The sequence below is a fragment of the Alphaproteobacteria bacterium genome (assembly GCA_024244705.1).
Classification (GTDB): domain Bacteria; phylum Pseudomonadota; class Alphaproteobacteria; order JAAEOK01; family JAAEOK01; genus JAAEOK01.
Genome location: JAAEOK010000037.1, coordinates 20751 through 36901 on the forward strand (window position 1 = coordinate 20751; position 16151 = coordinate 36901).

Below are 16151 nucleotides of genomic sequence, written 5' to 3' on the forward strand. Positions count from 1 at the left end.
CGCGCCTGCCTCGTTTACGATCGCGTCGTCAGTCGTGAGCTATATGGCTCGACTTAGCCATCCAAACTGATCGCCAGGTTCCCGTCCGCGGACCGCAAGGCGGACGTGCTTGGATCTATGACCACCGTCGTGAAATCCGACTCGACGATTGCCGGTCCGTCGAGACGTTCGCCCGGCACCATGGCCTGCAATCTCAATACGGATGTATCGACACTCCCAACGTCGGAAAAATAGGCCATCCGGGACCAGCGATCCTTGCCTTCGACTTCGCGTTCCAAAACTGTAGCACCGTTTGCACGAGGCAGCGCAGCCCGCGCCTTGGCCCGCCAGGTCACCGCTTCGACATGCGATTTGCGGTCGGCGACCGCAAACATTTCCTCATGGAGATCGTGAAAATCGGCGACCAATCGATCGACATCGGCGGGACCGTCGAAACTTCCTTTGGCGAGCGGCACCTCGATTTCCCACACCTGATGTGGATAGCGGCCCTCGACCGAAAAGCCGATTGTTTGTTCAAGTGTACCCGTGCCTCGGCCATCGAGAAATGCCCGACATTTTTCCTCAAGATCGGCAAGGGTCGTATTCACTCCGGCAAAATCGAAGGCATCGCTGGTGGTGAATGTGGTTCGGCTGAACTCGGTGCTCAGGTCCGACATCAGGGCACCAGCCGCACTCAGAGTTGCACCGGCCGCCGGGAATATTATTTGTTTGCATCCGAGACGCCGCGCGATTTGAACTGAATTGAGCCCGGCAGCGCCACCGCCACCGATTAGAGTCGCGTTACGTGGATCGATCCCCTGATTGATCGTTATATCCTCGATGGCCTGAACCATGTTCTCGCTGACGACATTGAGTATCGCCGCTGCCGCCTCGCTCGTCTCGAGGCCCAAGAGGTCGCCGATTTTTTCCTTCATCGCAGCGTGCGCACGCTCGACATCGAGGCGAATGGCGCCGCCAAGGAATAATTCGGGGTCGATGTATCCAAGCACGAGGGCGGCGTCGGTCACCGTCGGCTCCGTGCCGCCTTGGCCGTAGCAGACCGGGCCAGGCACGGAACCCGCGCTCTGTGGGCCGACATGAAGCATTCCACCCGCGTCAACCCACGCGATCGAGCCGCCACCGGCGCCAATGCTGCGCACGTCAACCGATGGGAAACCTGTGATGTGGCCACGGATTCGCTGTCCGATCCAAGTTTCCCGTGTCCACGGAATGCGCCCTTTTCGCACCAAACTGACATCGTAGCTGGTGCCCCCGGTGTCAGCGACGATCGCGTTTTCGGCAGCGATCTCCGCACGGGCAAAGTATTGTCCGGCCACCGGCGCCATAGACGGACCGGAATTCAACGAGTGAACCGGTGCGGCCGCGAGATCGGCCGCGTCGACGACGCTACCCTGAGAGGTTACCGTCAGCAGCCGACCGCCAAATCCGTTGGCACGCAGGCGACTCTCGAGCGACTCCAGATATTCCGACATGACTGGCTTGAGAGACGCGTCGATACAGGCACTCGAGGCGCGCCGGTATTCGCGCATAGACGGATTCAAGCGATGCGACAATGTTACTGGAATCGATGGAAGATGCTCGGATAACAGTTCCCCGACCCGTTCCTCGTGCGAAGGATTGACAATCGACCACAACAGGCAAACGGCGACGGCTTCGACCCCCTCGTCCCGAACTCGGTCGATGACTTTCCGTGTTTCGACCTCGTCGAGGGGCTTGTGAACGACGCCGTCGGCACGCATGCGCTCGGGGACTTCAAACGTTAGGTGCCGGGGCACCAGCGGTCCCGGGAAAGGCACGGTATTGTCGAATGGATCGATTCTGCCACCTTCGCGAAGGAGCAGTATATCGGGGTGTCCCTCGGTAGTTAGGAACGCCGTACGCGCCACTTTCCCCGTCAACATCGCGTTGGTGGCCCGAGTCGTCGCATGCATGAACAGCTCGCACCCGCCCAACAACTCGCTTCGCGTTTCGCCGATGTCGGCGGCGGCGACTTCAAGGACATCGAGCACGCCCTGAACCGGATCATTAGGCGTCGTCGGCGACTTGAAGAGGCGAAATCGACCGTCGCCACTCTCAACCACCAAGTCGGTGAATGTCCCACCTACATCTGCCGACATTCGCATCGCAGGCACCAAATCCGCATTAGTTTGAACGCCTAGTCAATTTCTTAGGATTTCACATCATTTAATCCTATTCAATGGACTTGATCGCGCCAAGACTCACGTTATGGGTCCGGCAAGCGCCAAACACTGCCGGTTTTTCTTGATCTAGCCTGAGCAAATCGGGGACTATGATGCCTCGTAGTAAAATGGTTAATCTAGCGGACCGCGTTCACAAATAGGTTGGGAGGCCACGAAACCATGGGCGAAATGATTACGTTCTCATGCCCGGACGGGAGTACCGCCGAAGGCTACCTTGCCGCCGCACCAAATGCGCGCTCCGGCATTGTTGTCTTGCAGGAATGGTGGGGCCTCAACGTGCAGATCAAGGGCGTCGCGGACCGTTTCGCGGAGGCCGGTTTCACCGCATTGGCGCCGGACCTATACCACGGCCGCGTGACCCAGGTGCCGGATGAGGCCAACCACATGATGGAAGGTCTCGACTGGGTCGGCGCGACGGAGGTTGAAGTACGCGGCGCCTGTCAAAAATTGAAGGAGTCGGTCGACAAGGTTGGAGTCGTCGGTTACTGCATGGGCGGTGCTCTGACGATCATCGCCTGTGTGAAATTGCCCGAGGTGAGCGCCGGCGTCTCGTATTACGGCATTCCACCCAAGGAGCAAGCCGACCCGGCGGCGATCGCCGTTCCGTTTCAAGGTCACTTCGCCAATACCGATTGGTGGTGCACGCCGGAACTGGTCAACGATTTGGAAAAAGTCCTTGGCGGCTCATCCAATCCGGTCGAGCTGCACCGCTACGATGCCGAGCACGCGTTTGCCAATGAGCAGGACGACGCCCATCATCCGGAATCAGCGGCTGCGTCTTGGGATCGCACCGTCGCGTTTCTTAAAGAGCACCTCTGAGCAGTGCGAAAGATCGGCGCAAATCTGATCGGTTGGCGCCTTCGGCCAGTCTTCGTTTTTTAGTTCGCGAGTCCACGGTCAAGGACGGGACCCGGCTCGTAACTGCCGAGCAGCTCGTCAACGTAGTCGAGTACTTCTTGCCAGGCGCATTCCCGGTTGTTGTGGCCGCGAACCACGAATGCTGGGCCCATGTAGAATCGCTCGTACTGGAGGTGACGCCCGCCGAAATCGCTGCCGACGAGGTCCCACGCCAGCTTGTAGAGTTTGTACCGATCGAGCGCGGAGTGCTCGGATGTTTGCCAGTATTCCTCGAAGAGCCGCCGTGTCTCCGGATTTTCCATCACCGAAATATCCGCCGGCATCTGGAGTACGCTGCCGCCGGAGAGTTCTCTGACTTTCATGCAGATCTGGTCGTAGTTCTGCGTGCACCAATAGATCGTCGCATACATCATGTGCCGGTTGTAATTGACGTAACCATTGCCGAGGTCTTCGTGGTCCTGGATTTGACCTTGAATGAGCCCTGATATCATGCCGTAGAGGGCGGCGAGATGGCCGATCTCGTCCGCAACCGCCGGAACCTTGATGATCCCCGACGATTCCGTGATTCGGCGCGCAAGGCCGACGAGAAGCCGAAGCTTGGCGCGGAAACGGACGCACGCCTGGTGGTTCGATAGCGTATGCGCTGGTGTGTCGAAGTAGATCTGTCGCGACAACCCGATGTCGTCATGGGTGAAGACGTTTTCCCAGGGAATGGCGACATCCTCGCAAACGACGATACAATCGCTTTCGTCGAAGCGATAGCTGACCGGATTGTCGAATTCGCTGACGGCGTACCGTTCATAGGGCTTCCGCGACCAAAGGCTCAGCCCCGGCGTGTTGATCGGCATGACGCAGGTGATCGATTCCTTTTCGTGGCCTTGGGCGAGCGGCTGGATGTTGCCGATCCAGACGTGGTCGCTAAACACCGCGCTGGTCGCCAGCATTTTCAAGCCGCTTACCACGGCGCCGGAATCGGTTTCTCGGGTGACCGACAAGCTCGGTACGCGTTGCGCCTTTCGGCCGGCGAAACTCTCGTCCTTGCTGCCCTGCGGCGGAGTCACCGCATGGGACAGGAACAGGTCCTCGCGTAGACACCGGTCATAGTAGGCGACAACGTTTTGTGAAAACTTGTGGGCGCCCCGATCGAAGACCTCGGGCTGCATGGCCGCCCCCGAAACGTAACCTCCGATAAAATCGGGTGAACGGCCCATCATACCGTAGGTCAAATCGGCGATGACTTCGCAGGACCGCGTGCGGCGTTCGAGATCGGCGCGGCTTCGGGGCCGCAGATAGTACATGGGAAAACGCTCGCCGCCCTCTTCGAAGCTCAGTATGTCGCGATATGTGTCATCGAACCGCGCATCGAAGATGCGGGCATAGGATTTGGCGGCATTCCGGAACGCCGGGTGGGTAGTTACGTCTCTGACCGCCTCACCGCCGATATATACGACCCGGCCGTCGCGCAGACTTTCGAGGTACTCGTCGCCAGTACGGATCATGGCTTCCCCTGCCGCTTTTCATGTTTCGTCCACTACCGGATTAGCGATAGCATGGGTCCGGCAATTCGGAAAAGCTCGATGGAAGCAAGTCGTTACCCCAGGGATGTCGTCGAACGTGTGATGCGCCGCCGCGGAAGGCTGCACGCATACGAAGCAGTCGACCCGCGCAAAACCGTACTTCTCGCGGTCGACCTGCAAATCCACTTCATGCGCGAGGGTAGCGCTGCGGAAATCGCCGCGGCCCGCGCGGTCGTCCCCAACGTGAATCGGCTGGCGGCCGAGTTACGGGCACGCGGTAGCCACGTGGTCTGGGTTATTTCGACCTATGGCCCCGATCCGAAAGACCGGTGGTCGAACTTTTTCGATAATGTCGCTGGTCCGGAGACCGGGGAGCATTTCCGCCGTGAACTCAGTGAAGGGTCGGATGGCCATGCGATTTGGCCGGACCTCGACGTTTTGGCCGCGGACCCTATTATCAGCAAGAATAGGTTCGGCGGATTTACCGGCAGCGGCGGCGTCCTCGAACAGACACTTCGCGATCTCGGTGCCGACACCGTTCTCGTCGTCGGCACCGTGACCAACGTATGCTGCGAGGATACGGCCCGCGAGGCCGCAACGCGCGATTTCAAGACGATCATGGTTTCCGATGCTATCGGCGGCCGTTCGAACGAAGAGGACATTGAAACTTATTCGGTATTCATTGCGGCCTATGGTGATGTCATGTCGACCGATGATGTGATCGGCCGATTGACCGATCACGCTTAGGCCGGAGCAACCGAGGATCGAAGGCGCTGCCAGGACACAACAGGGATGCCATGACGGCTCACGTTCCGAATTCGGTGGAAGCTCGAGATATGAAGAGCTTCCTGCATGGATTCTCCCATCTCGGCACTCTCGAGGAGGATGGTCCACACATCATCAGTCGAGGCGAAGGCATTTATGTCGAGGACATCCACGGGCGTCGATTTCTGGAAGGCAATTCGGGCCTGTGGAATATCGTTGCCGGCTTTGACAACAAGGACCTGATCGAAGCCGGCTGCGATCAGTTGCGCCGCTTGGGCGCCTATCATGCCTTCTTCGGTCGCAATTCCGAACCGGCGGTCGCGCTGGCCGAAAGATTGCTTGAAATCGCTCCGGTTCCAATGAGCAAGGTCTTCTTCGCGAATTCCGGATCCGAGGCAAACGATACCGCGGTCAAGATTCTTTGGATGATCAATCATGGTCGGGGTAGACCGGAGCGCCGCAAGATCATCTCTCGCGAACTCGCCTATCACGGCGTAACGACGCTAACTGCGAGCCTGACCGGAAAGGACTACAACAGGGTATTCGGGTTGCCGATCGCGGATATCCTGTTCACTGACTGCCCCCATCACTGGCGTGACGCCGAGGCCGGCGAATCCGAAGAAGATTACTCCCGTCGCCTGGCCGGCAATCTCGAGCGGCTTGTTCAGATCGAGGACCCGTCGACGATCGCCGGATTCATCGCCGAGCCGGTTATGGGTGCCGGCGGCGTCATCCCGCCACCTGCCGGTTACTTCGCGGCGATCCAGTCGGTACTTCGAAAGTACGATATACCGTTGATCGCCGATGAGGTCGTCTGCGGTTTGGGCCGTACCGGACAGCTCTGGGGAAGCACCACCTATGGCATCAAGCCCGACATCATCGTCACCTCGAAATGCCTGACGGCCGGTTATTTCCCGCTCTCGGCGGTGATCATATCGCAGGAAATAGAGGCCGGGCTCATAGAGGCGGCGACGGAGGTCGAGGAGTTTCCCCACGGCTTCACCACCGGAGCGCATCCGGTCGGATGCGCCATCGCGCTCAAGGCTGTCGAGCTGATCACAGAGGGCGGGCTTTTCGACAACGTCGTCAAAGTCGCGCCGCATTTCCAATCACGCCTTCGCGCGTTGTCCGACCACCCAATGATCGGCGAAGCCCGTGGCATTGGCCTGATGGGTGCGCTTGAAATCGTCGCGGACAAGATCCGAAAGACACCTTTCCCGGCCGAACTCGACATCACCGAGCGGATCGCGCGGCGTGCGCTCGAGCACGGCCTCATTATCCGGCCGCTCGCCCAGGCGGTTATCTTCGCTCCGCCGTTCGTAATCACACGTGAGGAAATCGACGCGCTGTTCGATCGGGTTACGCTGACACTCGACGACATCCAATCGGAATTCGCTTCCCGCTCCGCGGCGTCGATCGCTTAGCTGACCCTGAGGTTTCAGACCGGCATATCACCAAGCGTGGAAGCCGCCGTCGACGGTGACTGTCGTGCCATGCAAGGGTTCCGAATCGGCGGTGGCAAGAAACACGGCCGTGCCGACAATGTCTTCGGGTTCATAGAACCCGACCCCGGTCGGCGTCAGCGACGCCATGCGTGCCGTCCAGGCCTCGCCGGCTTGACCGGCACGAAGATGGGCATTCATTGGTGAACGCACATTGCCGGGCGCGATCCCGTTGACATTGATCCCAAACGAGGCGAGCTCACAGGCCAGGGCACGGGTGAGGTTAACCACACCGCCCTTCGATGCGCAGTATGCGGCGGAGTTTGGAAAAGCGAGCAATCCCGCCACCGAACTGATGTTGATGATGCGGCCGCTGCCCTTTTGCTTCATCGTCGGAACCACGGCTCGAGTGCAGAAGAATGTCGCCTTCAGGTTGACGTCAACCTGGGCGTCCCAAAGCGCCTCGTCGGTCTCCTCGATCGGCGCCAGAAGAAATATTCCGGCGCTATTGACCAAGATATCGATGCCGTCTTCGTGCGCCACGATGCGCTCGAAAGCCTTGTCGATCTCTTCGACCGAGCCGAGTTCGACACCGAAACCGCGCGCGCTTCCGTCCCGTTCGGCGATCTCATCGCACACCTTGTTCGCACCTTCGATGTCGCGATCCAAGATGCAGATGCGGGCGCCTTCGTCGGCATATCCAAGTGCTATGGCGCGGCCAATTCCCGACGCGCCCCCCGTTATGACAGCGACCTTCCCGTCCAATTTCTTCATTCGCAGGTTCCTTCACACCCGAGGCGACGCTTGGCGCGAAATACGCACTCATCGATCGGAAAAAATGTCGGTCGGCAAAAAAGCCGAAACCAAATAGTTCGGCATGTTCACCGCTTGGCTGATGCGCAGATCGACGGCCACGCTGCATATTACAAGCGCCTGCTGGCGGGTCATGCCATAGGCATCGATGAGATAGTCGATCATGTGGATCAGCGCGTTTCGGGCCGAGAGATTAAGATCTTCGGACCGGTTCTCGCCGTCGCGTGAAATCGGCAATCCCGTCGTTGCATAGAAGCGGCGCGGTGCCGCCAGCTCCGCGGTGGTGTGGTAGTCCTCGCGCGTGAATTCAACATGGTCGATACCGCGCCGTCGGGCCTCGCCCTTAATGACCCGGAATGAGCAGAAAAGTGTCGCCGCCATCTCCACCGCGGTGCAACATTCATTGTCTCCTTGTGCAAAATGTCCGTCGCCGGTGGAAAAAAGCGCGCCCGGAACGTAGACCGGAATTCTTACCCTAGCGCCGGCAGACAGCTGTTTGATGTCCATGTTACCGGCGAATTCTCGTGGCGGCATCGAGATCAAACCATCACGCGCGATATCGCCGGCGCCCGGCACGGCGGCGTCCGCATTGGGCAACGAAACCGATCCGCCGCAGCGCTTTAGCTCAGCTTCACGGCGGTGAATGATATTCATAAGGTCATGGGATGGTGCGACCCCCATCACCCCCATGAAGGGCGCCCCGGGGATTCGGATGCCGGGAAGATCTTCGGAAGTGGCGACGCCGTCATTGATCTTCCAATGCACGACAAAGTCATCGGAATAGATATCGCGCAAGAAGCCGAATTTCGGCCCCTGGATCGTAAATCCGCTCGACCCCGGCTCGACCGCCGTAACATGGACCTCGAGAATATCACCGGGTTCAGCGCCGTTGACCCACACCGGGCCGGTCATCGGGTGGATACGATTGACATTGAAACCGGCAGCATCGCGGGCATGCATGCCGGGCTTGATTTGGCCGTCGAAAGCGTCTCGAGCTTCCAGGGCGACGACTTCACCTTCATCGACGGTCAAGATTGGCGGAATAGCTGGATGCCAACGGTTGTGGCCGGTCCCGGGATCTTCAGCGAGGCGCTTCGATCGGTCGATCGCGATATAATAGTCGGCATTGGGTGTCATTCCGCTTTCCTTCCCGCCATCTCGTCACCTGATCGTGCACCGACAGGTTTGCGATCGTCAAATAACGCCGGAGCACACCTGACGACGCCAATCGGAAACGGCGAAAGGCCCCGTATCCGAGCGCCCCGCGCAGACAACGCCGCCAAATCTCTTGTCTCCATCGTCCAACAAGACAAGATCGTGACCAAGTTCCCGCAATGTTTCGGCCTGCTCGTGGGACCGGTCGATCAGCAGCCTGCCCTGTTCGCTCCGCCACCTTGGTCGATCGATGACCGCATCCAACTCGAGCCCTTCGCGCGCAAGACCGACCAGAATCTGGAGCAGGGTCTGGACCTGACCGTCCGCGCCCGGTGTCGCCAATGCCATGACACCATGGTCACTCTCGACAAGGGCCGGCGCGAGGGTATGAACCGGCCGCTTGCCTGGCGCCGGATCATTCGGCGGGTTCGTAAAGCCCTCAGCTCTGTTGTTGAGGACGAAACCCCCTTCGGGGACGTAAATCGCCGATCCGAAGTCGTCGAAAACGCTGGCCAAAGAAGAGACCACGAGCCCGTCGGCATCCGCAACCGCTACGCCGGCAGTATGAAGGTATGATCGTGGTCCGCCGCGTCGCGATGCGCGGTCTAGATTTATGTCAAGCTTTTTGCCAAGAAGCCCTGTGCCATCACCGACGCGATCGCGAAATTCGAACGCCGCCTCCGTCAACTCAATGCAGGCGTGGTCCAGGAGGGACTGGGGTATCTCGGCTTGAGTTTCGAACCCCTGCAGCATCATCGCCAAGAGCACCCCCGTCGACATCGGCGGCTGCACCAAGACGCGACCGCCTCGCCAATCGACACCGATGGATGCGGTCACCACACTTTCGTGGCGGGCGAAATCCTCGTCCGTAAGAAAACCCCCGGCCTCTCGGCAACGGTGTGAAATTGCCGCCGCGATAGCGCCCTCATAGAAGGCGGAAGTTCCGTTGTCTCCGATGCGATTTAGCAGATCGGCGAGGACGGGTTGCACGATGGTTTGGCCCAAATCCGTTGTCACCATCGACCATTTTTCGGCCCCGCCGGAGATCAAGCGCTCACGCTGGGCAGCCACCGATTTGGCAACGTTGTTCCCCAACTGAAAGCCACCGCGCGCCAGCTCTATGGCCGGGGCGAGCACGGCACCAAGGGACAAATTCCCCCACCGCTCGTTCAGCAATGCCCATGCGGCGACGACACCCGGAACCGTGACGCTGCTGCCGTCGGCTCGAACGGCCGTCGCCTGTTTGGACGCAGCGGCAGCACCCGCGCCGTTCACGGCCGTAACTATCCCCCTCTGGATCGCGGATCAGGAACAAGCCGTCGCCACCCAAGCCGCAAGCTTCCGGCGTGACAACAGACAGGACCGCCTGAGCGGCGACGGTCGCGTCAATCGCATTGCCCTCGAACCCAAGGATTTCTTGGGCGGCGGTGGTCGCCAACGGATGGGCCGTCGATATCGCGCCGCGCCGACCGCGTACGATCGGGCGCGGTCGGTCGGAGCGAAACTCGCTCCGCGCCATGGCTAAGCGATCAAGGACAGGGACGCCGCCGAGCCCTGGCTCATGTAGTCGTTAAGCCATTCTGTCCGATAGCCATCCTGGCGCCACAGAATGGGGAAAAACGCCTCATCGAGGTTGGGATCGCCGAATTTTCGGTAGCGGCATTGGATATGGTCCGTGATCGTGGGATGGAACACGGTCTCGGGTCGGAGACCATGGACGCTGATCGCCTTGCGGTGGCGACGACTGTCGTTGGGATCGGCCCCGTGCCAGATATGATCGTTGAAGAAGACACCGCCCCCGACCGGCACCTCGATATGGGCAAAGTCCGGCACCTGGTCCGCCGCGGCGCCAGCGCGTTCGACATCCGCTCTGTATCCGTCCGGATTTAGGAAGCCTTCGAGGCCGCGCGCGGCGATCTTGTTTTCATATTCCGTGCTGCTGACGACCGGCCATTTGTGACTGCCACGGGCGAGGCAGAGCGTGCCCCCTTCAGCCGTCGTATCGCCAAGTGCCACCCACGCCGAGGCGAGACGATTCGGAACCGCCCAGCGGTGATAACTGAAATCCCGATGAAAATGGCCGCCCGGCGCACCCGGCGGCTTCCAATGAAGATTGTCCTGCAACAGGCGTGTCCCCGGCCACTCGTTGAGATCGGCGATCATTCGCGCAAGTCCCGCATCGAGAGTAACGTTGGCGACCGTGTGATCGCAGCGCCAGGGATTGACCATGATCAGCCCCGAGCTAGGGGTGGTGTTTCCGTCAATGAAGACCGGGCACATTTCGGGCTCGATTCCGGTCTCGAAGTTCCCGGCGAAGAGATATTCGAACCGTTCGGCAAGGTGCCGGCTGAAATCGGCATCCATGAGGTCTTCAACGGTCACGAATCCGTCACGGCGGTAGGTCTCGCGCTCGGCGTCCGTCCATTCATGCTCGCGCATGTATGAAGGCCCCTTCACCATCATGCGTGAGTATCAAAAAACGCAAGCGCGGCCAAGGCGTACACCTTCACGCAATCCAAGAGATCCTGGACCTCCACATAGTCGTTCACACCCGACGCCAATGTCGGCTGGGGCCCATAGCAAACGGCGGGGACGCCGCGGGCGCGCCAGCGGCTTGCATCGCTTGCCGGCAACCGCACAACCGGATTCGACGGCCGACTACGAACGGCCTCCGAAGCTTTCGCGACGGACGCGGCGATCGGGCTGGCCGGTGCGGTCCAATTCGGATCCCACGCCTTGATCCGCCGCCAACTCACGTCCGAGTGTCGCTTCGCGATGGCCGCCACGTGCGCCTCAACATCAGCCACCGTCATGCCTGGAGGAATACGAAAATCGATTTCGCAAACGGCCCGACTTGCGACCTGACTTACAAAATGCCCACCGCCGATGGTGCCGACATTCGCCGATAATCGCAGACCGTGTTCGCCGGCGTGATCGACGAGGCATTCGAGCCCCTCTGGCGGCGTCGCGGTCTCGTCGTTCAAAGCGTCGACTTCCGTGATGGCCTCCGCGAGCCGGGCGATCGCGGAGGTGCCGCGGTGGGACAGCATCCCCTGCCCCGGCTCTGCTTTGGCTTTGACTTCGATCCAGCATACGCCTTTCTCCGCGATCGCCAGGTTCATCTGTCCCGGACCCTCGCCGCAAATTAGCGCATCGCTATACAGGTCCGGCCGCATTTCGAGCAGGTAACCAGCCCCATCGGGACCAAAGACGGTTTCGTCCGCAACCGCCGTCATGGACAGCTGGCCATGCCAGAGATCGCGATTTTGGGACAAGAAGACGAACGCCGATGACAGCGCGGCGACGGCAGCCTTCATGTTACCGATACCCAAGCCATACAGCCTGCCGTCCCGACACGAGAGCTCGTAAACCGGGACCTGCCAGGCGGCCTCATCGCCAGGCTGCAGCGTGTCGAGGTGACCATTGAATACGAGATGGTTACCATCTTCGCCGCTGTGGCAGGTGGAAACCAAATTCGGTTTGGAATCGACCCTAGCCACAATCTCCGATGTCATGTCATGGGCCGAGAGAAAGTCGCCGATAACCGATGCCGGGCCGGTGGTGTCCCCCGGTGGGTTGGGGCTACGGGCAGCAACCAACCGGTGGCATAGGGCAACGAGGTCATCGGCCGACTCGTCGACAAACCGATCGATGCGCGCTCGCCCCTCAACGAACGAAGACCCTTCGAACCACGCTGTCATGGCCGCTCGCTCCAATCCTATGCACCGGTCGCTTGGATTTGAAAACCTAGCCTACTCACCGTCGATCCAGCAATAATCGCTGCACGCGCCTTGGGCGTCATCGCCTCGGCTTGACCACGCGATAGCGGCAGCCAATAGTGGCTGACCATCGGAATGGGAGATCGCGATGACCGAGGACGCGCCTGGCGCCCTGCTGAAAGGAAAGGTCGGTTTTATAACCGGCGCCGCAAGGGGGATAGGATTGGCCGTCGCTCGCGCCTTTACCGACCATGGCGCCTCGGTGGTAATTGCCGATATCGCCACCGACGAAGCGCGGCAGTCGGCGTCCTCACTTGGCGATGACCAAGCCATGGCCGTCTCGCTCGACGTTACCGATGAGGCATCGACCGAACGCGCAGTCGAATCCGCGATGAAGCGTTTCGGGCGGATCGATTGCGTCGTCGCCAATGCGGGGATCCTAATGCTGAAGCATGCCGTCCAGTTTGACACCGACGACTGGCGCAGGGTCGTCGACGTTAATCTCACAGGCGCCTTCATCACGACGAAGGTGGTGGCGAAACAGATGATTGAACAGGACGAAGGCGGACGGATTATCCTGACGTCGTCCCTTTTCGGTCTTCGCGGCGGGGTCGAGAATGCGGCCTATTCGGCGTCGAAATTCGGCATGATCGGACTGGCACAGAGCCTCGCGGCAGAGTTGGCTCCACACGATATCCTGGTCAATTCGGTCTGCCCCGGCCAGATGGACACCGATATGATCAGGCAGCTGTTCCGCGACCGCGCGCAATTGAGGGGAACCACCGAGGAAGAAGTGCGCGGCGCGTTGGAAGGCCGTATTCCGCTCGGCCATCTCGGCCCCTTGGATCACCTCGCCGGCACCTACGTCTATCTCGCGTCCGATCTCAGCCGCTACGTTACCGGTCAGGCGATTGTTGTCGATGGCGGGTGGCAGATCGGTTAGCCCGAATCCCGAATCATTTTTCGGGCACTTGGTGTCCCAATCAGCGTGTCGGGTATTTAGGGTGCCACAGTAGTAGGTCCGCGGTTTCCTCGTAGGCTTTGCCGTTTGGGTAGCTGACGAGTTCGAGCTGCAATCCCCAAGGGCTCATGAAATAGACCCAGGCCCCACCGGCCGCCGGGCCCTCTTTGATATGAATGGGATCGCCGAGCACCTTTACGCCATGGGATAGCAGATGATCGACGGCGGCGTCGATGTCGTCGACGTAGAACGCGAGGTGATGGCCGCCGATATCGCTGTTTCGCGGTGGAGCCGCGTTTTGATCCGGAGCCTCGTATTCGAACAATTCGAGATTCAACCCATTTCGGCAGCGCATGAAACAATAGCGCAGCGACGAGTTCGGATGGACGTTGAGACGCGACGACATGAACTCGGGATCTTCGCCAAATCTCCCGCCATCGAAGACATAAATACACCCGATCACCTGCGCGAAAAATTCGACTGCCTGCTCGAGATCCGGCACGGTAAGACCGACATGGTCGCCGCCCTGCAAACCCGGTAATCCGCAATAGTTCGTGGTCATCGCGACTGACCTCTCATGTCGTGAACTCCGCGATGATCCTGTTGACCATGGCTGCCTGCTCCATATGCGCCATATGCCCGGCATCGTCGATCATGTGGACCCTGATTTGGGCAGGCAAACCATCTGCCTGGGATGCGGGTATGATTCCGTCACGGCGGCCCCAAATCAATTGTACCGGGCATTCGATATCGCCGATGCGACCGCGCAAGACGTGGCTCTGGCGGCCGTCTGGAAAATTGTCGTCGGCGATGGCTCGCAATGCCGCGGGAACCCCATCCATACGCTTAAAGCGAAGCACGTCCTGCACCATATCGCGCCGCACCGCACCCGGATCGGCGAACAACAGACTTAGGACTTCCTTCATCTGCGGACGTCGCTCCGCGGCAATGAACCCCTCAATATAATCTCTATTGATATCGGGCCCCAACGCGGCGGGCGAGATCAAGCTCAGCGACGCAACTCGGGACGGTGAATCGAGCGCCAAGGACAACCCGACGGCACCGCCGAGGGAGTGCCCGACCAAATGGGCGCTAGCGACCTCCAACGCATTCATCGCTGCGGTCACCGCGGCGACGAGCGCGGCCAGTGTCGATTCGCCTCTGAATTCCGATCCGCCATGGGCGGGCAGATCGAGCGCATGGACGGGTCGGTCACCGGCAAGGGCTTCCTGATTGAACATCCAACTCGACAAATCACCACCAAAGCCGTGGACCAGAACCATCGGCGTGTTATCGTTTTCGCCCATAGTCAAAACGTTGATGCGGCTGTTTCCCGCCTCGACCACATGTGGGGCCCGGGCGGATTCCGCCATCGCCTCAGATTCGGCCGCGCGCGTCTGATAGGAGGCGACGAACTGGTCGATCGCGTCGTCGTCGACGTCCGCCGGGGCGACGACCGCAATCAGCGCGCCGACCGGCGCCGTCTGTCCGGCCCCGACGATCACGCGTCGCAACACTCCCGCCTCCGAAGTTTCAACCACGTTCGTGATCTTGGTGGTCTCGATTTCGACGACCTCATCGCCGGCCGATACTGTACCACCTTCCTCGATCAGCCATGTCACGATCTGACCTTCGGTCATCGTCATACCCCAGCGCGGCATGGTTATTGCATGCAACGCGGTGGTCATCGCCCGTGCCCGTAGACCTTCCGGACTGCGTCCTCGATGCGCTCGACACTGGGCAGAAACGCGGCTTCCAACTCCGGCGCGTAGGGGACCGGTGCGTGCGGCGGCGTGACCTTGATGATCGGCGCCTGCAATGCATCAAATGCCTTTTCTGCAATCAGCGCCGCAATATCGGCGGCCATCCCACATCGCGGATAGGCCTCATCGACCACAACCACCCGGCCCGTTTCCTCGGCAAACTCGAGGATCGTATCCTCGTCCAACGGTGAGGTGGTGCGCGGATCGAGGAGGCTGCACTCGATACCCTGATCGGCCAGCGTGGCTGCCGCCTGCGCTGCCAGTTTGGTCATCCTGCCCAGCGCAATGATCGTCACGTCTGTGCCCTCTCGCAAGATGTTCGCTTCGCCGAACGGTACGATATAGGCGTTGTCCGGCACCTCTCCCAAGTCGTCGTAGATGATCTTGTTCTCGAGAAAGATTACAGGGTCGTCGTCGCGGATTGCCTCGATGAGCAAACCCTTTGCGTCATACGGGTTGGACGGCACCACCACCTTGAGCCCCGGTATGTGCGTGAATATCGGGTAGAGGGTTTGGCTGTGCTGGCTGGCAGACCCGCTGCCGGCTCCGAAGGTAGTCCGGATAACCATCGGGGTCACCGCCTTGCCGCCAAACATATAGCGGAACTTAGCTGCCTGATTGAAGATTTGGTCGAAACAAACGCCGAGAAAATCGACGAACATGATCTCGACCACCGGCCGTAGACCAGTCATGGCGGCGCCCGCCGCCGCACCGACGAAGGCGCTCTCGGTGATCGGGGTGTCCATGACCCGTTCCGATCCGAACTCACCGAGCAGGCCCTTGGTGACTCCGAACGCGCCGCCCCAGGCATCCTGCTCGCCCTGTGCGCCCTTCCCGCCGGCAACGTCCTCGCCAAGGACAATGACGTTGGCGTCACGCTGCATCTCGTGACGCAACGCTTCGTTCAAGGCCTGACGTGTCGACTTTTGGGGAATGGGAGCCTCCTCAGATTACCGA

Annotated in this window: 15 protein-coding genes; 4 read left to right on the forward strand and 11 right to left on the reverse strand. The window is 60.2% G+C overall.

Going from position 1 to position 16151, the window contains the following annotated elements:
* Window positions 1–53: 53 nt before the first annotated feature.
* Complete coding sequence (locus GY791_05650) at window positions 54–2123, reverse strand: hydantoinase/oxoprolinase family protein (protein ID MCP4327907.1); 2070 nt, start codon at window positions 2121–2123, stop codon at window positions 54–56.
* A 237-nt stretch (window positions 2124–2360) separates the two neighbouring features.
* Here GY791_05650 and GY791_05655 point away from each other — a divergent pair, with 237 nt between their 5' ends.
* Window positions 2361–3020 (forward strand): dienelactone hydrolase family protein, encoded by a 660-nt coding sequence (locus GY791_05655; GenBank protein MCP4327908.1) that lies wholly within the window; start codon window positions 2361–2363, stop codon window positions 3018–3020.
* A 59-nt stretch (window positions 3021–3079) separates the two neighbouring features.
* Here the strand turns inward: GY791_05655 and GY791_05660 are convergent, their stop codons facing one another.
* Window positions 3080–4558: a hypothetical protein gene (locus GY791_05660; protein MCP4327909.1), complete on the reverse strand. Its 1479-nt coding sequence runs from the start codon at window positions 4556–4558 to the stop codon at window positions 3080–3082.
* A gap of 78 nt (window positions 4559–4636) precedes the next feature.
* Between GY791_05660 and GY791_05665 the strand changes: the two genes are divergently transcribed.
* Complete coding sequence (locus GY791_05665) at window positions 4637–5323, forward strand: cysteine hydrolase (protein ID MCP4327910.1); 687 nt, start codon at window positions 4637–4639, stop codon at window positions 5321–5323.
* 50 nt (window positions 5324–5373) lie between these two features.
* Entirely contained in the window at window positions 5374–6765 is a 1392-nt protein-coding gene (locus GY791_05670) for an aminotransferase class III-fold pyridoxal phosphate-dependent enzyme (GenBank protein MCP4327911.1), read from the forward strand.
* A 27-nt stretch (window positions 6766–6792) separates the two neighbouring features.
* Here GY791_05670 and GY791_05675 read toward each other — a convergent pair whose 3' ends face one another.
* The 6 genes from GY791_05675 to GY791_05700 form a co-directional block, all read right to left on the reverse strand.
* On the reverse strand, window positions 6793–7557 hold the full coding sequence (locus GY791_05675; protein ID MCP4327912.1) for an SDR family oxidoreductase: 765 nt from the start codon (window positions 7555–7557) through the stop codon (window positions 6793–6795).
* Window positions 7558–7605: 48 nt separating this feature from the next.
* On the reverse strand, window positions 7606–8733 hold the full coding sequence (locus GY791_05680) for an acetamidase/formamidase family protein (GenBank protein MCP4327913.1): 1128 nt from the start codon (window positions 8731–8733) through the stop codon (window positions 7606–7608).
* 57 nt (window positions 8734–8790) lie between these two features.
* Window positions 8791–9771: a hypothetical protein gene (locus GY791_05685; protein ID MCP4327914.1), complete on the reverse strand. Its 981-nt coding sequence runs from the start codon at window positions 9769–9771 to the stop codon at window positions 8791–8793.
* Window positions 9772–9805: 34 nt separating this feature from the next.
* A complete protein-coding gene (locus GY791_05690; GenBank protein ID MCP4327915.1) occupies window positions 9806–10189 on the reverse strand; it encodes a hypothetical protein in 384 nt (127 codons plus the stop codon).
* 83 nt (window positions 10190–10272) lie between these two features.
* Window positions 10273–11190 (reverse strand): phytanoyl-CoA dioxygenase family protein, encoded by a 918-nt coding sequence (locus GY791_05695; protein MCP4327916.1) that lies wholly within the window; start codon window positions 11188–11190, stop codon window positions 10273–10275.
* A gap of 20 nt (window positions 11191–11210) precedes the next feature.
* A complete protein-coding gene (locus GY791_05700; GenBank protein MCP4327917.1) occupies window positions 11211–12452 on the reverse strand; it encodes a M20 family metallopeptidase in 1242 nt (413 codons plus the stop codon).
* Window positions 12453–12618: 166 nt separating this feature from the next.
* On the opposite strand from GY791_05700, the gene GY791_05705 reads away from it, so the two are divergent.
* The gene (locus GY791_05705) at window positions 12619–13413 is read left to right on the forward strand and encodes an SDR family oxidoreductase (protein MCP4327918.1); all 795 of its coding nucleotides are present in this window, start codon (window positions 12619–12621) and stop codon (window positions 13411–13413) included.
* A gap of 40 nt (window positions 13414–13453) precedes the next feature.
* Here the strand turns inward: GY791_05705 and GY791_05710 are convergent, their stop codons facing one another.
* Genes GY791_05710 through GY791_05720 form a run of 3 tightly spaced genes read right to left on the reverse strand, consistent with a single transcriptional unit; the run spans window position 13454 to window position 16129 of the window.
* Window positions 13454–13993 (reverse strand): VOC family protein, encoded by a 540-nt coding sequence (locus tag GY791_05710; protein ID MCP4327919.1) that lies wholly within the window; start codon window positions 13991–13993, stop codon window positions 13454–13456.
* Window positions 13994–14006: 13 nt separating this feature from the next.
* Window positions 14007–15119 carry an acetoin dehydrogenase dihydrolipoyllysine-residue acetyltransferase subunit gene (locus GY791_05715; protein MCP4327920.1) on the reverse strand — a complete coding sequence of 371 codons (1113 nt, stop codon included), beginning with the start codon at window positions 15117–15119 and terminating at the stop codon, window positions 14007–14009.
* Window positions 15116–16129, reverse strand: a complete 1014-nt coding sequence (locus GY791_05720; protein MCP4327921.1) for an alpha-ketoacid dehydrogenase subunit beta — start codon at window positions 16127–16129, stop codon at window positions 15116–15118. Before GY791_05720 ends, GY791_05715 begins: the two co-directional genes overlap by 4 nt.
* Between the last annotated feature and the right edge of the window lie 22 nt (window positions 16130–16151).